This is a genomic window from Gemmatimonadota bacterium (assembly GCA_009835325.1).
Taxonomy (GTDB): Bacteria; JAAXHH01; JAAXHH01; order JAAXHH01; family JAAXHH01; genus JAAXHH01.
On record VXWP01000077.1, the window covers coordinates 1 to 17,033 of the forward strand.

Annotated in this window: 10 protein-coding genes; 8 read left to right on the top strand and 2 right to left on the bottom strand. The window is 54.1% G+C overall.

The genetic code is table 11. The features are described 5' to 3' along the window. Positions 1 to 189 precede the first annotated feature (189 nt). The 8 genes from F4Z81_09705 (at position 190) to F4Z81_09740 (ending at position 8,101) form a co-directional block, all read left to right on the top strand. Positions 190 to 1,002, top strand: a complete 813-nt coding sequence (locus F4Z81_09705; protein MXW05327.1) for an HNH endonuclease — start codon at positions 190 to 192, stop codon at positions 1,000 to 1,002. A 287-nt stretch (positions 1,003 to 1,289) separates the two neighbouring features. Beyond that, the gene (locus tag F4Z81_09710) at positions 1,290 to 1,766 is read left to right on the top strand and encodes an arginine repressor (GenBank protein MXW05328.1); all 477 of its coding nucleotides are present in this window, start codon (positions 1,290 to 1,292) and stop codon (positions 1,764 to 1,766) included. Next, positions 1,763 to 2,782: an N-acetyl-gamma-glutamyl-phosphate reductase gene (locus tag F4Z81_09715; GenBank protein ID MXW05329.1), complete on the top strand. Its 1,020-nt coding sequence runs from the start codon at positions 1,763 to 1,765 to the stop codon at positions 2,780 to 2,782. The genes F4Z81_09710 and F4Z81_09715 overlap by 4 nt, the downstream gene beginning before the upstream one ends. Position 2,783: 1 nt before the next feature. After that, a complete protein-coding gene (gene argB, locus F4Z81_09720; GenBank protein ID MXW05330.1) occupies positions 2,784 to 3,572 on the top strand; it encodes an acetylglutamate kinase in 789 nt (262 codons plus the stop codon). 25 nt (positions 3,573 to 3,597) lie between these two features. After that, a complete protein-coding gene (locus F4Z81_09725; GenBank protein ID MXW05331.1) occupies positions 3,598 to 4,791 on the top strand; it encodes an aspartate aminotransferase family protein in 1,194 nt (397 codons plus the stop codon). Positions 4,792 to 4,851: 60 nt separating this feature from the next. After that, a complete protein-coding gene (gene argH / locus F4Z81_09730; GenBank protein MXW05332.1) occupies positions 4,852 to 6,216 on the top strand; it encodes an argininosuccinate lyase in 1,365 nt (454 codons plus the stop codon). A gap of 71 nt (positions 6,217 to 6,287) precedes the next feature. Further along, positions 6,288 to 6,875, top strand: coding sequence for an N-acetyltransferase (locus tag F4Z81_09735; protein MXW05333.1), 588 nt, complete (start codon positions 6,288 to 6,290; stop codon positions 6,873 to 6,875). Between the two features lie 47 nt (positions 6,876 to 6,922). Beyond that, positions 6,923 to 8,101: a hypothetical protein gene (locus F4Z81_09740; GenBank protein ID MXW05334.1), complete on the top strand. Its 1,179-nt coding sequence runs from the start codon at positions 6,923 to 6,925 to the stop codon at positions 8,099 to 8,101. Between the two features lie 186 nt (positions 8,102 to 8,287). Here F4Z81_09740 and F4Z81_09745 read toward each other — a convergent pair whose 3' ends face one another. Together F4Z81_09745 and F4Z81_09750 are read right to left on the bottom strand one after the other, a co-directional pair. Further along, a complete protein-coding gene (locus F4Z81_09745) occupies positions 8,288 to 13,180 on the bottom strand; it encodes an NACHT domain-containing protein (protein MXW05335.1) in 4,893 nt (1,630 codons plus the stop codon). A 490-nt stretch (positions 13,181 to 13,670) separates the two neighbouring features. Continuing rightward, positions 13,671 to 17,033, bottom strand: coding sequence for an N-6 DNA methylase (locus tag F4Z81_09750; GenBank protein ID MXW05336.1), 3,363 nt, complete (start codon positions 17,031 to 17,033; stop codon positions 13,671 to 13,673).

The following is a 17,033-nucleotide window of genomic DNA, read 5'->3' on the forward strand; positions in this document are numbered from 1 at the left end:
GAACGTACTGCCTTAAGGCCTCCTCATCCAGCTGGGCTAAATGCATCGCGTCGGTAATTCCTGCAAGTTCTGTTACTTCATCCCATTTTCATCCCATTGCTATCTCATCCGATTTCGTAGGAATACGGCCCGGTAGCCAGTACCGATCCGGTTGCCGTGTTTACGTATGTATATATATTGTGTATACATATGTATTCGATTCTACGAAATATCGGCCGTATTTCCGCCTGTGTAAGTGCATCGCGAGTAGCTGGCAGGATCCGGATGACGGGGGTTACCTGCATTCTGCTGGTGCTGTGCCATGTATCGTTTGCCGCCGACGCTCTAGCCCACGGCGGTCGGAAAGACAAGCATGGCGGCCATAACAACCGCAGCCAGGGCAACTACCATTTTCATGAGGGGCCGCTGGCCGGGAGGACCTTCGACTCCAAGGCAGAAGCGCTCAAGGCGCTCGCAGGTCTGACGGAAGGAGCTTCTGCCCCTCGCCGTACAGCACCAACAGTACCAGGGAAGATGCATCCTGAACTGGGCGTTTCCGTCGCGCCGGAAGTGAGGCATACGGTCTACGATAGAAGCGACTATGCCTATCCGGCTTCCATCGAACATCAGATCGTAATCCGGCAAGGCGGTATATACTCACCTTATTCGATGCGTTGTTTCAGCGATGTGGGAGCAACAGATATCGAGCACATCGTGGCCAATTCGGAAGCCCACGACAGTGGTATGGGGTCGAGGACGCGAGCGGAACGACAGCGGTTCGCTTCGGACCTGGACAACCTGACGCTGGCGGCGCCTCGATTGAATCGTTACGAGAAAAGGGACAAGGATCCCGCGAACTGGATGCCGGAAAACAACCGATGCTGGTACGTGGGGAAATACCTGGAAGTCAAGCGGAAATACGGCTTGTCAATGGATCAGGCTGAAGCCGACTCCGTGCTCGCCGTGTACCGTTCCTGTTCAACTTTCAAGATCATTCAGCCACCATGCACCGGCAGTGAGTAGTCCGAAGGTGTTTTGACCGGGCCATCGGACATATAGGACCTGGGCTTCAATCAGCACCGAGTACCCTATGTCGCAACACGTTAAAGGATGTCCGGTGAACGACATCGTCCTTGAGGCACTATATCCACGATCACCTTCCCCGAATCTCCTCGACGTACTCATCTGAGTTTTCTTGACTGCAACCTGACTCGCCGGTCTTTTTTCTTGACGGCTAGCGATCTGACCATATATTGTAGTGCGTTTATTGGAATAATTATGCTCGTAAACACATATTTATTTGATCAAACATGAACGCCAAACACCAGCGCCAGGGCACCATACGATCACTCATCGAGCGGGGGCACTTCCATACGCACAAGGAAGTAATCGCGGCCCTGCATACGGAAGGGATCGACGTCAACCAGGGCACGCTGTCCAAGGATTTCAAGGAACTGCACGTCATCAAGACGCGTCTCGCGGACGGGCAGTACAAGTACGTGCTGCCGCGTTACTACTCGGTGGAGACCCAGGACGAACTGGTCGAGCGGGAGATCCGGGATTTCGTCGTCAGCGCGGACGACGCGATGAACCAGGTCGTCCTGCAGACCTCCGCCGGTCACGCGTCCGGGGTGTGCGAGGCCATCGACCAGGCGGAATGGCCAGAGATCGTGGGCAGCGTCGCGGGCGAGAACACGATTCTGCTAATCACCAAGTCGACCGCCCATGCAGGGAAAACACTGCGGCGCATCAAAGATATCATGAAGCAGAAGAGGGCTGGTACATGATCAGACTGGGCATCATCGGCGCGACGGGATACACGGGCATGGAACTGTACCGGCTGGCGTCGCGTCATCCGGACATCGAGATCGCGTTCGCCACTTCGGAACAGTACACCGGCCAGAAACTCGGCGAGGTCTTTCCCCGGGTGGATCCGGACCGGGACATCACGCTGAGATCCCTGGACGACATTGCGGACGAACCCGCTGGCGTGGTCTGTTTCTGCACGCCGGACGGGGTGGCCATGGACCGGGTCGGCGCTTTTCTCGACCGGGGCGTGCGCGTCGTGGACGTCAGTTCCGATTTCCGCTTTGACGACCCGGAGGTGTATACGTCCTGGTACAATCGTCCGCACACCGCCCCGTCGCTCCTCGATTCCGCGGTCTACGGGATTCCCGAACTGAACCGGGACCGCATACGGACGGCCGATCTCGTGGGCAACCCCGGCTGCTATCCCACCGGCGTGATCCTCGGCCTGGCCCCGCTGCTCGAAGAGGGCGTGATAGACGCCAGGCAGATCATCGTGGACGCCAAGTCGGGCGTCAGCGGCGCCGGACGGGGCCTGAAGCTGCGGAATCTCTACGTGGAGGTGAACGACAGCATCACGCCGTACAACATCGGCCATTCGCACCGCCACGTGGGGGAAATCGAACAGGAACTGTCCAGGTTCTCCAACGCGCGGCCCTATGTCGTCTTTTCGCCCCACCTGACGCCCATGAGCCGGGGCATCCTGGCGACGACCTACGTAAACGTGAAGAACGGCGCGACCCATGAAGGCCTGGCGGCCCTGTACGAGCAGCGCTACGAAGGGGAGCCTTTCATCCGGCTGTCGCAGTCCGGCTATCCCGAGACGCGCTTCGTGACCTGGACGAACTACTGCGACCTGCGCGTCGACCGGGTGGACGGTTCGGACCTGGCCATTGTCACGTCCGCCATCGACAACCTGGTCAAGGGCGCCGCCGGCCAGGCACTGCAGAACGTGAACGTCATGAGCGGCCTGGACGAAACGACGGGGCTGATCTAGCATGGCACAAAACATCGTGGTAAAACTGGGCGGCGCGACGATCGAGCAGGACGGCGTGATCGAGGAGCTGGCCGCCGACCTTCGGGACCTGCCGGACGTTTTCCCGATCATCGTCCACGGCGGCGGTGCGGAGATCGGCCGGTACCTTGAGCTTCTCGGCAAGGAGTTCACCTTCGTGAACGGTCTTCGCGTCACGGACGGCGACATGGTCGAGATCGTGGAGATGGTCCTGTCGGGCAAGGTCAACAAGGAACTGGTCTCGCGCTTTCAGCACAGCGGAGTGAACGCCCTCGGCGTAAGCGGGAAGGACATGGGCCTGCTGCGGGCGGAGAAGTACCGGGAGGACGGCGTGGACATCGGCTTCGTGGGAGAGATCGTCGAGGTGAATACCACCCTCTTCGATCTCTGCGCGTCGAACCACGTCACGCCTGTGGTCTCCCCCATTTCGGGGGGCGTCAACGGGGAGACCTACAACGTCAACGCGGACCACGCCGCGCTGGACATCGCCCGGGCCGTGGCCTGCGACGACATCGTGTTCATTTCGGACGTGGCCGGCATCCACCGGTCCGACGGCCGGCCCGTTCGCAAGTTGACCCCCGAACTGGCCGACGCGCTGATCGAAGCGGGCGAGATCACGGGCGGGATGATTCCCAAGGTCCGCTCCGCCCTCGAGTGCCTGTCCTATGGCGTCCGACGCGCCCGCATCATCGCGTGGCAGGGGGCCGGAACGCTGCGGAAGGAATTGGCATCGGATGAAAGTGTTTTCGGAACGGTAGTGACGACCGGATAGCAACCACTGGATGAAAGGATCAAGCATGACTACCGAAGAGATCATCGCCCTGGAGGAACAGTACATCGCGCCGACCTACGTGCGTCCGCCCGTCGTGTTCGACCGGGGCAGCGGCGCTTACGTCTACGACCTCGAGGGCAGGCGGTATCTCGATTTCCTCGGCGGCATCGCGGTGAATTCCCTGGGCCACGGGGTACCGGAGATCATCGGCGCCGTGGCGCAGCAGTCCGCGAAGCTGATGCACATCTCCAACCTGTACCACACGGAACCCCACGTGAAGCTCGCGAAGCTGCTGGTGGAAAACGCCTTTCCGGCCAGGATCTTCTTCTGCAACAGCGGATCGGAGTCCATCGAGGCGGCCCTCAAGTTCACCCGCCGGTGGGCGTCCGAAGCGGGCGGCGAAGCCAAGCACGAGATCGTGACCTTCGAGAACGCGTTTCACGGCCGGACCTACGGCGCCGTCAGCGCCACGGCCCAGCCCAAGTACCACGAGGGGTTCAAGCCCATGCTGCCGGGGATGGTCTACCTGCCCCTCAACGAGATCGAGCCCCTCGAAGAGGCGATATCGGCGGAACGGACCGCGGCCGTGATGGTGGAGCCCGTCCAGGGAGAGGGCGGCGTGAACCCGGCGCACGTGGAATTCCTGCGGCATCTGCGCAGGTTGTGCGACGAACGCAAAGTCGCCCTGATCTTCGACGAAATCCAGTGCGGCCTGTGCCGCACGGGCAAGCTCTTCGCCTACCAGCACCACGGCATCGAGCCGGACGTCATGACCCTGGCCAAACCGCTGGCCGGCGGCCTGCCCATCGGCGCCGTCATGATGAAATCCCATATCGCCGAAGTCCTCAAGCCGGGCATGCACGGCTCCACTTTCGGGGCGAACCCGGTGGCCTGTCACGTGGCCCACGCCGTCGTCAGCAAGATGATCGATGAGGGGCTGGCGGACCGGGCCCTGGAAATGGGCGGCAAACTGACCGCCGGACTGAATGCCCTCGCTAAAACGCATCAGGACATCAAGGAGGTCCGGGGCGCGGGCCTGTTGATCGGCGTGGAATTCGAAGACAAGGTAGGTGACATCGTGAACGCGTGCCGGGACGCAGGCCTGATCGTGGGAACGGCCGGGGACAACGTGCTCCGCTGCGCGCCGCCCCTGGTGATCGAGCAGCGGCACTTGGACGAGGCGCTCGGGATCCTCGGCGGTGTGCTGGACGCGCGGTGAGGAACTGCCCGCGCCACCCTCCCTCCACAAAGTGACCGATTAGACTTGAACAGGAGCATCATGACCGACCGCCGGGACGAAGCACTCAAACAACTCATGGATGATTTCCACGCGTCCATCGACGCGGACCGCCGCCTGTTCCGCGTGGACATCCGGGGCAGCATCGCCTATGCCCGTGGGCTCGTGCGCATCGGCGTGCTCACCGCCGATGAGGGCCGGGTTATCGAAGAGGCACTGGGCGAGATCGAAGGCGAGATCGAAAGCGGCGCCTATGTGCTGACCCGGGACCTGGAAGACATCCACATGGCCGTGGAGAAACGGCTGATCGAGAAAGTGGGTCCCGTGGGCGGAAAGCTGCACACGGGCCGGAGCCGGAACGACCAGAACGCCACGGACGAGCGACTGTATCTCCGCGAGGTGGTGGACGACGTCTCCAGGCGGATCCGGGATTGCCAGGCAGCACTGCTGGGGCTGGCCGAACGCACGGTGGACATCGTCTTCCCCGGGTATACCCACCTGCAGCAGGCGCAGCCGATCCGGTTCGCCCACTACGCGCTTTCGCTCCTGTTCGGGCTTCAGCGGGATCGGGAGCGCCTGGCGGACTGCCGGAAGCGGATCAACGTCATGCCCCTCGGCGCCGGGGCGATGGCGGGCAGCGCCTTCCCGATCGACCGCGCGTTCCTGGCCGGCGAACTGGGTTTCGACGGCGTCTCGCCCAACAGCATCGACGCGGTGAGCGACCGCGATTTCAACGTCGAGTTCCTCGCCGCCTGCACGACGCTGATGATCCGGATCAGCCGGGCCTGCGAGGACCTGGTCATCTGGTCGTCCACGGAATTCGGGTACGTCACGCAGCATCCCCGGCTGGCCACGGGCAGCAGCATTATGCCTCAGAAGAAGAACCCGGACGCCGCCGAACTGCTACGGGGCAAGACCGGCCGCGTCGTGGGCAGTCTGCTCTCCCTCGTCACCATACTCAAGGGCCTGCCCCACACGTACAACAAGGACATGCAGGATGAAAAGGAACCGCTCTTCGACGCCATCGATACGGTGACCGTCGCACTGACGGTCTTCACGGCGATCTGGGAGACGCTGGAGGTAAGAGGCGACCGGGTTGAAGAAAACATGGACGACGCCATGCTGGCCACGGACCTGGCGGACTACCTGACCCGGTGCGGGGTGCCGTTCCGGGAAGGACACGGCATCGTGGCCTCCCTCGTGGACGAGGCCATGAACCGAGGCTGCAGCCTGCGCGACCTGCCGCTCGACCTGTACCGACGGTATTCGGAACACTTCGATGAAGCGGTGATCGCCGGGCTCAGGTTCGACGACAGTGCCGACAAGCGCGATCTGCCCGGTGGGACCGGCCGCAAACCGGTCGAGCAGCAGCTGGAACAGGCCCGCGAGATCCTGGCGCGCGGATAAGCGGCTGGAACAGGCCCGCGAGTCCGTCGTGGAGGATGCAAGGGAGTAGGTTGTAAGGGAGCTTGACGGCCATGAACCAATCAGACACAACCAGGTCGCCGGCCTCGAACGGAAGCGACATCGTCATCCGTCCGGCCGTGATCGGGGACGTCCCCGAGATCATGGAGATCCTCCAGCCCTACATCGAAGAGGACATCCTCCTTCCGGTGTCAGTCTACCGCCTGTTCGAGCACATCCGGTACTTTGTCGTGGGCGAGCGGGACGGCCAGGTGATAGGCTGCGGTTCCCTCGTGATCGTGTGGCACGACCTGGCCGAGGTGCGGTCCCTGGCAGTCCGGCGTGGATGTCAGGGCGGCGGCATCGGAGGACGCATCGTCGATGAGCTGATCGCGGAGGCCGAGGAACTGGGCGTCGCCCGGGTCTTCGCCCTGACCTACGAGACCAGCTTCTTCGGCCGCCACGGGTTCGAGGTGGTCGAACGCGAGACCCTGCCGCACAAGGTATGGAAGGACTGTACCACCTGCGCCCGTTTCACCCACTGCGACGAGATCGCCGTGGCCCGTACGCTGATCCCCGAAGACCAGCGGAAACCGGAACCCGCCCTGCCGGACATGCAGCAGGACCCCACGCTGATCATGCCTTCTCCCGCTCCTCGGTAACCTATCTCTCGCTCTCCGGCGGCTCGCCTTTGATTGGCTGAAATAGCGTGCCTGGACGATCTCCTCTATCAAACCACGTGACGGAAGCGGCGAACCAGCTTGGATGGTGGCTGCGGCTTCCCCCGACCAACCTGATAGATCGCGGCGATCACGTCCGATTCAGGTACGCCCTCTACCTGATCATCCACCAGACCGCCACCGTGCTCTACGGGATGAACGGCTTGCCGGAGACCATGTTTTATCCGTCGCGACTCGAAGGCGCACGTAACCGGTTGAACGGGTTGTCCAGGGCGCCGGAAAACGCCGGCGATGCCCTCTGGACGCTGGCGACCGAACGTGTACCTGAGAAAGCCTGGGCGACCGCGTCCCGGCTGATGCGGGATACCCTGGAGTTACTGAACGAATTCGGTGGCGATCATGGCGCGTTGGACCAGAATATCGAGGAAGGGTCTTTCAAGCCGGATCAATCCCGGGATCCTGGTGAGCTGTACGCCCTGGCCGCCGAGATCGCGGAAAGGATGCGGCTGCTCGAGGGAGCGAGCGCCGTGGCGCTGGGCGGATCTCTGGGAAGAGGATTCGCCGACCGCCAGTCGGACATCGACCTGCTCGTTTTCGGGCCGGGCATTCCCCGGGAGGACGTACGCCGCCGGTTTATCTCGACCTGGCCGGACATACGCCACGGGCCCTTGATCGAGCCGGCTTGCGACAGCGTGGTGCTCGACGGGGCGATGGTGCACATCCGCTACTGGTCGCGGCAGACCGTGGAAGATATGTTGGCGGCGTTTCCCAGGCCGCCCGAGCAGCGGATCCTTGCCGAGGAGCTGCAACACTGTCATGTCCTGATTGATCCGGACGGACGGCTCGGCGAATGGAAGGCGGTACTCGGGCGCCTGCCCGATGAACTGGTGAATTCAATTACTGCGAAAGCACAGCATCGGTTGCCCCTGTTTCGGGACCAGTGGCGAAAGGCGCAGGACGTCGACGACCGGATCCACCTCTACTGCCTGGCCAACCAGGCCGTGAACGATTTACTGATCGTGCTGTATATAAGGAATGGGCGGTTTCTGAGTACGCCGCGATGGGTTCACAAAGATATCGGAGTGTTTGATACCCTGCCAGCGGACCTGGGCACGAGTCTTTTTCGGCTCGTAGATGGGATTCTCGACAGGGAAGATATGGTGGCCAGATGGACGGTACTGGAGGGTCTGTGGGAGGATCTTGTGTGAATACTCAGTCTGGAATACTATCAACGACAGAAAGTTTGAACGCCACTAAGGTGGACCCAGATTCACGGAAGCAGTTTTTAATGTTACTAAGGACGTAACATCGCAGTATAGCACATAAGTCGACACTAAATTCCATATATACAGGATGTTAGCCTTAAACCGTCCGATCGACCAATTTAATACATTTTAAGTAATCAAGTTCTCCATTAAAACGTAGCAAACAGGACGGACTGATTCAGTCGCTAGATCCAACGCAACTTCGGCCACTTGATTGCATTCAGACTGCTGGTTTATCTCAGAGCACATCCATGCTCGAAGTCGCTCTTGGTTCTCTTCGGTAACGAGAAGAAATGACGGTAGATTCACTTTTTCGAAGCTAGAGGGATGCGAACAAAGACGGTCGATAGCAAGTTCACGGACCAGATTGTCGTGTTCAAAGCGTGAAGCTACCGCACGTGAACAAACTGGCACAAAATCCCATATATCCCCACTCAAAGTCTCAATAATACTACAGGATTTCTCCAAAAACTCATTAGGTGGAGTACTCGCAGCCAACAGGTGTAACTTTGCTGGTGGTAGTAGTTTAGAAAACACCACCTGTTTAATTGTTTTTGCCCAAGCATCCGTGTTTGGCCAGCCTGCGCTAAGGGCGATGACCAAAGCACTAGAAACGGCTCCTTGTTGTACAAGTTTATCAAGTTCATTATATGTTTTAACATCATTATTAAATTGGTCTGCGAGAATCTCAGCAGCGTAGATCGAGGGTGAGTGTTCTATCCAGCTCTGTCCATATATGTTCGCGCCGAGGGTTTCGAGGCACAAATCACGTAGTCGAACTGTACCTTTCAACTGTTCAGAGTAAAGGCGGAGTAAGCGTACAGACGTCCCTTTAGAGCTAATCATCTCGGTTATTTCTTTCACTAAACTAGGATTGGTCGTACGAGTGATCATTTCCTCCAGAAACTCGTCTGGCACCCAGCCAATTCTCTCCCAAAACCCTTTGCCAAATTCCATAGAAACGCGATTCCAGTGACGGACAAGATGTTCACACAAACGAACGTTCGTTCTTAGTCCTCCACCTACTGCGATATGTGTTTTTTCGTTTTGAGGCCAGGCTTCTTGAACGATGTCAAGTCTGTCCAGTTCCAGTAACCCAGCAAACGCAGCAAGCCGACGTTCACCAAGATCAGGACCAGTTACGGTTAAATGATCGGTGAGTTCGTCAAGTAAAGATTTTGATACTTTTTCTCGTCGTTTTACAGATGTTGCGTAACCAATGGCAGCTGCTGTTTTCACGTTCTCATCAATGTCTTCGTCGTATTCAGACAATAGATTGTGAGAAAAGTCATCATCCGGACTTAAGCGGGTCAATCGGTCAACTACTAACAGCCTCAGATAGGCAGGGAGAGTGATGCACAGTTTGTACAGTTTGCAACGGAACATATCACTACTACTATATGTCATTGCAACGGTGCTTACGTCACCTCCTCGATTCTCCAATTGATGTAGAGCTAATTTTCGCACTTCAGGATGATTTGGAAAGTGCCTGATCAAGTCACTAACTCCCCGATACGATCCACCAGAAGGTACCTCATTAGCAAATTTGGTTGCTGCCAACTCTAAAATTCCATTTTCAAGGTTCTCCGGTCCAAGTTTAGCCATGCCGTTTATTGCATATCGGGCTACGTATTCAGGTTCGTTTTGTAAGAACTCAAATAAGCGCTGCCTACACAGTTTGTTATCTTGAAGAATATCAGGCAATAGGTGTGCGGCTTTTTTGGCCGAATCACTATCTGCGAAATTTCGTAAGGCCGCAGCCGCGTCTTTGTCCTTCATACCCCATCCCTGTAACAACCACTTGGCTTGGTTTTCCGAGATTACACCTGTTTCGAGATTAGGCCGTAGTAGAAGTCTCTTCGCTCGGTCTGAACGCGTAAACAAGGCAAGTTCGAATTCCCAATGTAATCGATCGAATTTCTGTTCTAACCAGTCCTCGATAACTGGCCCTAAATACCGATTGCCACCAAAAGCTTTATTGATCCAACCATAACTGAAATGTAAACCTAGAAAATGGCTAGGATAGTCCTCTGATTGAAACAGTTTCGCGATCGCCTCTGCGACATCCTTGTCCTGCGGGAATCCCTCCAACAGTATAATGCCGATAGCTTCAGAATCGAAAACCCGTCCATTCCTGTCGTGTTTGATACTACTGATTGCGTCGTTTTTAATCCTAACGTCATTCGGCCAACCATTAATCAAAGCTCGAATTCGGTCTTCTTGCCAGATCCAGGAAGCAAAGTCGTACCCTTGCGCTAAACTTATCAATGTTTCACGGTCTTTTGCATCATGTTCTTTACGTCTCACACGGTGTATTAGTGCGACGCTTTTAAAAGCAGTATCGGCAGACGAACGTGCCAAATCCAAGATTCTTGGAAGGCGGCCTTCCGATTCCCAACCGAGACATAACGAATGTAAAGCGTGAGCCATCAACAATGGCTCGGTAGGTTTAGTAATCAACCCCATTAGCCTTGATGCAACATCTTGATCTTCTCCGTAGACTTTTGCAATCGCTTGCGCAGCACTCCTTTGGCTTGTTTCTTCCTCATCTAGCAACCCACGCCAAAGCGCATCCAATGTATTGTCATCATTGGACCATGATGCCATGGACTCATACAAACCGCTACGGAAGGTATGTCGTCGCGGAAACCATAGCCTTATACGAGATTCGACTAGAGGACGCAGAACATCAGACTCGAGCCCGTCAAGCGCGAGTTCTAAGAGCCTCTCACGAGTCCGGTTGTGAACTCCGGTCTCGATAATCTCAAACGTCTCACTCGCCAACTTTCTTGCACAACCCGGTGAACAATGTAGATCTCCAAAGGCGATTTCTGCCAAAAACCCCTTTCTCTCTAGTTCCATTTCGAAAGGGAGTTCCAAACTCTCTATTACAGCAACAAAAGAATCCACCTCGCCATCGCGGGTATTCAAATAACAAAGGCAAAGAAATACACCGTGCCACTGTAGGTTTTCAAATCGTACTTTTAAAATACGTTTCTGTTCTTCAATCGGGAGATTTGATAAGTACTTTGCAGTAAGGTATTCTTGGAACGATCGGTGGAGAAACCCGATATCTTCCGGTGATTTATCGACAAGAATACCAATTGTCTCAGATCCAATGGACAAGAGTTCTTCGGCTATTTCAAACGCATCGTTTTGAGGTTTGCATAGGTAACTGGCACAAAAATCCATCAGCGTTTCGCGAGCGTCGCTTTTGTTTAAAGCATCGCTACCTGGAGAATTGTGGGTTTCCCAAGCTAGACGAGCTAACGCACGCTCCCTCGTTTCCATGTTTAGTTTAGTAGTAGCTCTAGGCGCATGTGCTGCCTTTTCACGACGCTTAGGTTGCTCTTCCATTAGTAATCGAGTCAGTACTTCGTACGCTTTAAACCTGCTACGAGGAAGGCTCACAGTTTGTACGGCTAGAGCTACTAGGCCATTAAGGAGCAAAGGTACTTCCGCTAGACGTGCTAACCGGACGTCATGATGCAAGTCACGTATAAATGAAACGGCTTCGACCTTAACCCGTGATTGCTTCAATTCAAACGAGCTATTTTCGTCGTCAGACATCGTAAGAGTATTTGAACGATGTAGGAACCATCGTTCAGCCAAAGTACATTGTTGTTCCCTCGTAAGACCTGCGAGAAAACCTTTACGCCACCTGCTACTCAGTCCACCGATACGAGCGTAACCTAATGGACGACTACTGGCAATTGCAGGTACATTCCGCTCTCCTACGAAATGGTCAAGTAGAGTGAGTGTAGTTTGAGCCGCCGTCGCGTTACTCCATTCATCCAGTCCGTCTATAAAAAGCAGTAAACGAGAGTCCTCTAAAGCTTCTTGTACCAACGAAACCAACTCGTCTGAAGCGGAGACTTTACGAAGCCACAGTGTTAGTACGTCTGAAAGTGAACACTCGGCTTCAGACTCGCCTACTAACCTAGTCCACATGGCAAATGGAACCCACACAGGTAAATACTGTCCCCATCGTTGTACGCACAGTTTATAGCTCGGTTCAGTACTTAGAAGATCAAGTATCACACACCGAAGCAAGGTACTTTTGCCTATACCTGGGTTTCCCAGTACAACTGTCAGATCAGATTCCGAAAGCCAATTAATAGCAGGAAAGCGCACTATCGAATTTCGAGTTGTAGCATGGGTTCTGCGTGGCTTGGTAGAGTCTTCGAACTCTTCATAGTTGCTACGACTTTTATCTTGGTACGGTTGACTGACATTTTCTTCCTCCAAGAGTTCGTGGGTATGAGTAACTTGCCTTTCTACCTCAACATCTGGAGGTACAAATCGATTAGGTAACTGCAAAGGCTTGAGGTTGGGGTCGAATGTACCCGCAACAGATGGAATTCCAGGATCGGTAATCTCAAAATGCTCCGCATAGCATCGTCGAAGTAGCTGACGAAGCCGGATGACATCTGCGGGGTTTAGTCTGCGGCCTGACAGTTCGACTGCGGCTTTTTCTCCACAGTAACTCCGTACCCATTCTCGCCCAAAAAAATCGTCTACCAAATCTGGGTGATCTTTCAGGTGCTCTGAAAGCTGCGTAATTCCAAAAGGCCGGAATACTATACTCAGTTCGCGAAGGCGGGCAGCTTGTTTTTCAATCGCTTTTGCGAGATTCGTTTGTTCTGTTTTGATCGAAACTGCTAGTATTAACTCATCAGTATCCTCTGCCCATGTGCCATCTAGGAAACTCGTAACCGCGTCGGTAATTTGAGAGGGTTTTAACTCCTGGTATCGTTTGCACTGCCAAACTGAATACTTGGAAGTTTCTTTCCTACGGACGTAAATGTCTATACCCTCTTGGCGTTGGCCCGGTATCCCGTACTCTTGAACATGTTCTACGTCACCGAACCGTTGTGCCAGGCGGGCGCAAAGCCTTTGGAAACAATCCCAAGTCAATTCGTTCAGTGGGAGGAACTGCGGTCGTGTTATGACAGGGATGGGGATCGGTGATTCTTCAGAAGGAACCCAAAACCGAGTAATTTCTTTTGAACTGGCAAACATTTTGAGCCTATGCAGTTACGCTGTCGAATCGTCATGTATTTGATTAGAAACTTGGGACAAGGGCGGGTCAGGAAGTCCGTATAAATGGTTTTAATGTTATGAGCACACTTTCCTCTTGCATGGTGATGAACTGGTAATGACGGCTGTCCGATTTGCAAATGGTCGCATCTATCTTCAAGACAGACTGAGTATGGCTAGGTAGAACGGTTTTCCGGTCGTTTCGTCGGTCGGGAAGGCCCGGTTCTAATGCCATTATACTTCGATATGAAAAAACACTCATTTCTTTATTGAAGCATTACAAATGGAACTTCGTAAGAATCGATACAAAACCGTAGTAGTGAAGTTAGTTGTAGAATCATACGAACTCGACAAGGCGTGGACAACTGCTCATCCTGAACATGCGTGATACTGGTTACTTCATAGACAATGTGCTTGTTGGATAAGGCATTACTTTACTTGTATCGATCCAGAAACCACCTTTCTATGATAACTATAAATGTTGCTTGGAGATTACCAAGACACGAGCGATCCTCCTTACGATTTCCGTAAAATACTGAACCTCCTCTGGTTTGAGTGGCCTTTCGAGCACCTCATGCGAGCGGTATGAAAGCCATTTCTTTAGAACTTGATAGCCACCAATCTTGTACTCCCAAATCAATTCAGGTATGTTTCGCCAATAGGCACGGCAGTTTAAGTACACGTCTATAGTTCTTTCACCCAGAGCGGAGACCGAGTTCCCCAAAGCAGCACGCTCTTCCGGTGTATATTCTCGTTGTGCGATACTACCTAGTCCGGGCATTACAGTACTGCCTGACCCCCAATGACCCCATCCCGCTGTTAAGTTAAAATCACCGTTAGTCATATGACGACTATCGATGGTCGACGGGATTGCTATTGAGGCAATTTCGGGCGGTAGTTCTCCCGAAGTAACTCCGGGTACTTGTGATTGTACATCAAGTAGACCTGATAACGTACGCCCACGGTCAATCGACTTAACAAGTGATTCAGCTAAGCCATTTGTGTTCCCTTCGGGCCAATCAGGAAGCGGGATGCGAGGCCACTCCATCTTGAGTGCACCTGAATTGGTTTCACGGTATACCGGATCGTGAAGGATCGCTAGAACATGGTAGAACAAATCCTCAACTCCTAGGTTCAGATTTTGAAGATAACGTATTGCTTTAACAGACAGATTAGGACGTCTTCGTACCCCGTTGTCGTCAAAAACAAAACCATCCTCACGTAGATACGTAGGAATCATCAATGCTGTACGCTCAATTAGATGAAGTGAACTAATATACCTTGTAAGACAAGCTTGGGGTTCGTCCGCACCCTTACGTAAATGCTGCGCAGATGATAGCCACATGTTACCCTCGAAAACTTGTGGTTTATATTCAGCACGTTTTTCATCCAGCAGCTTTGTATCTTCTTCCCAATAAAGCCAGCGGTTATCGAAGGGCCTGTATGAATGTTGTACAAATCCATCTTTTTTAGGCCCACCGCGTGAAACAAGAAACTCTCTAACCTTCCGAGCGTCGTATCTCGCAGTAGATTTCATTACACAAGGATAGAGTCGGGCAATCTCCTCGTGCGTAAGTCTCTCATCAAAGTAATCCCCAATACGTGATTTCAGCCGTTCAAGATTGGTATCTATAAGAAACCTGTCACGGCTGGTCTTGACACCTGGATAAGATACTGGAAATAACTCTGGTAACGCTGGCCAAGTGAACCACTCATCACTTACAGCCATTGGCTTGAAAGGTAGTCCCAATCGAATTTCAGGGTGAAGTTCTTCGTAACTAGAGTTGACATCGATCCTTTCGAGACTGTCTAGAATAGCTCGGCGTCTTTCATCAGCTCTCGCTTGATCGAAACTACGATAGAGGACTGGTCTTGTGATTGACGTATCTCTAACGTGTTCTGATTTTGAAAGTAATGCGATGCTCGTACCAACCTTTATACCTGGCGATTTCCCTTTAATAGCAAAAACCGTTTCGCTTGTATGCCCATCGGGCGCGTATTCTGATATGATTCGATCGCCATGCAAATTGTCTATTCGAATGACATCGAACGTTTCTAGGTAATGCTCTCTCATCCCAGTGAAAGAAAGACCATCGAGCCATGAATAATTAGACACAAAGCAGACCACCCCCTGGCCTGTATTGGAGATACGCCGTTCTGCCATTCGAAAGAAACGCACGTAAAGGTCATTAAGCCCATGGCCCTCGGGTCGACGAACTTGTTTTGTAGCGCGATACGCGTTGGAGAGTTCTCGCTCCTCATCCACAGCCATCCCGGCAAAACCGTTGTAGGGCGGATTACCTAAAATGACCAGGATGGGCGTATCTTGCTTAACCTTTCCTGCTTGTCTGCGTTCTGCCTCCAGTTCAGGGAAAGCGATTGGATTACCACTCCTCTGATCCCAGCCGGTCAACGCATTGGTAAGGAAGACTTGGGCGCGTTCTGTTCCGTTATCGTCAAGCTTCGCATCCAGTGCCTGCATTGCCAGCCCAATCTGAAGATGCGCGACGACAAAAGGTGCGGGCAGGATCTCAAATCCGAACACCCGTTCCAGTGCAGCTCGCTTCACTTGCGAACCAATGAGAGCTCCCAGACCGCGAGTTTCCAGATTGGCTGCAATGCGGCGCAGAACTTCTACAAGAAAAGCGCCTGTACCGCAACACGGATCAAGTACATAAACGTTCTCCGCTGCCAGCCCTTCCGCAATACCCAGATCGTTTTTGAGTACCATTTCCACACGTGCGACCATGTAGCGTACGAGTTCGGTTGGAGTGTACCAGACGCCCAACTGCTTGCGTAGTTCCGGGTCGAAGGCTTGTAAGAAAGGCTCATAGAAATAGGTTACGGCCTCGCCTTCATTGAAGTGGGCGAAGAAGATATCTCGGTCCACTCGGTCGAGGGCGGCGGCGGTCCAGTCCAGCACTTCTACTAAACCGAGCGGTTGTAGGCGGCCAGGTTGTGAAAGTTGCTGGAACAATGCCTGCATGATGGGGGCGCGTAGATGCCATACTGCTTCCCGCCAGTTGAATCGCTCGGCGGGTGTTGGAGTTTGCCTTGCCCACAAGACCCAGGCTGAAAAGACGCCGTAGAATAACGTCTGAAGTAGCGTGGATCGGAAAAACCGTGTGCCTTTCTCTCCCTCGAATCGAACGCCAAGTGCGACTTCCAAAGCCGAACGTACAGATTCCAGGGATGCCGAATCGTCGACAGCCTCCACACGAGAGAGACCATCACGGGCATAGGAAGCCAGCAACCATGCGAGATCGCCAGGTTCAGTAAGCACAGTCCTATGTGACAATGCACGAGCGAGGTATTCTGCCAATCGCGTACTTACCTCCCGGGCAAACGAACGCGGTGTCTCTAGGCGACGCCAGAACTCCTCGACAGACTCGGCTAACTGAAAGCACTCTAGTAATGTCAGTTTACCGTCATCATTCTCCCCAACTAAGATGAACTCGTTAGTATCAGTAACCAGCACCAGTCGATAACGGGACCAGTAGCGAGCGACCTGTTCGCCTACAGCGGTTGCCCTCGCATCTCCAAGAGGTTTCACTTCCACTGCGCAACGTTCCGGAGTCTGCCCCTTTTGTGGTCTGCCTTTTTGCACCTGATTGGCATTGAAGATTCCCATATCAGGATGCCCCGCGCCCAGGTCAGCAAGTTCACCAACACAGAACACTCTGGGCCTCAGTGTGGCACCAACAGCATTCAGTAGATTTTCAATGGGTCCGTAGTTCGAACGCTCGTCGGTTGCGGCGCCGGAAGCCCGTATCCGGTGCAGTTCGGTAAAGTAATTTTCGACTGCTGAAGCAAGTTTCTTGTTCGATGTATTCAT

Excerpts from the sequence above, each read along its gene's own strand:
- F4Z81_09725 (MXW05331.1), top strand. The coding sequence starts at position 3,598 with ATGACTACCGAAGAGATCATCGCCCTGGAGGAACAGTACATCGCGCCG.
- argB (MXW05330.1), top strand. The coding sequence starts at position 2,784 with ATGGCACAAAACATCGTGGTAAAACTGGGCGGCGCGACGATCGAGCAG.
- F4Z81_09710 (MXW05328.1), top strand. The coding sequence starts at position 1,290 with ATGAACGCCAAACACCAGCGCCAGGGCACCATACGATCACTCATCGAG.
- F4Z81_09745 (MXW05335.1), bottom strand. The coding sequence starts at position 13,180 with ATGTTTGCCAGTTCAAAAGAAATTACTCGGTTTTGGGTTCCTTCTGAA.
- F4Z81_09705 (MXW05327.1), top strand. The coding sequence starts at position 190 with ATGTATTCGATTCTACGAAATATCGGCCGTATTTCCGCCTGTGTAAGT.
- F4Z81_09735 (MXW05333.1), top strand. The coding sequence starts at position 6,288 with ATGAACCAATCAGACACAACCAGGTCGCCGGCCTCGAACGGAAGCGAC.
- F4Z81_09750 (MXW05336.1), bottom strand. The coding sequence starts at position 17,033 with ATGAATACATCGAACAAGAAACTTGCTTCAGCAGTCGAAAATTACTTT.
- F4Z81_09715 (MXW05329.1), top strand. The coding sequence starts at position 1,763 with ATGATCAGACTGGGCATCATCGGCGCGACGGGATACACGGGCATGGAA.
- argH (MXW05332.1), top strand. The coding sequence starts at position 4,852 with ATGACCGACCGCCGGGACGAAGCACTCAAACAACTCATGGATGATTTC.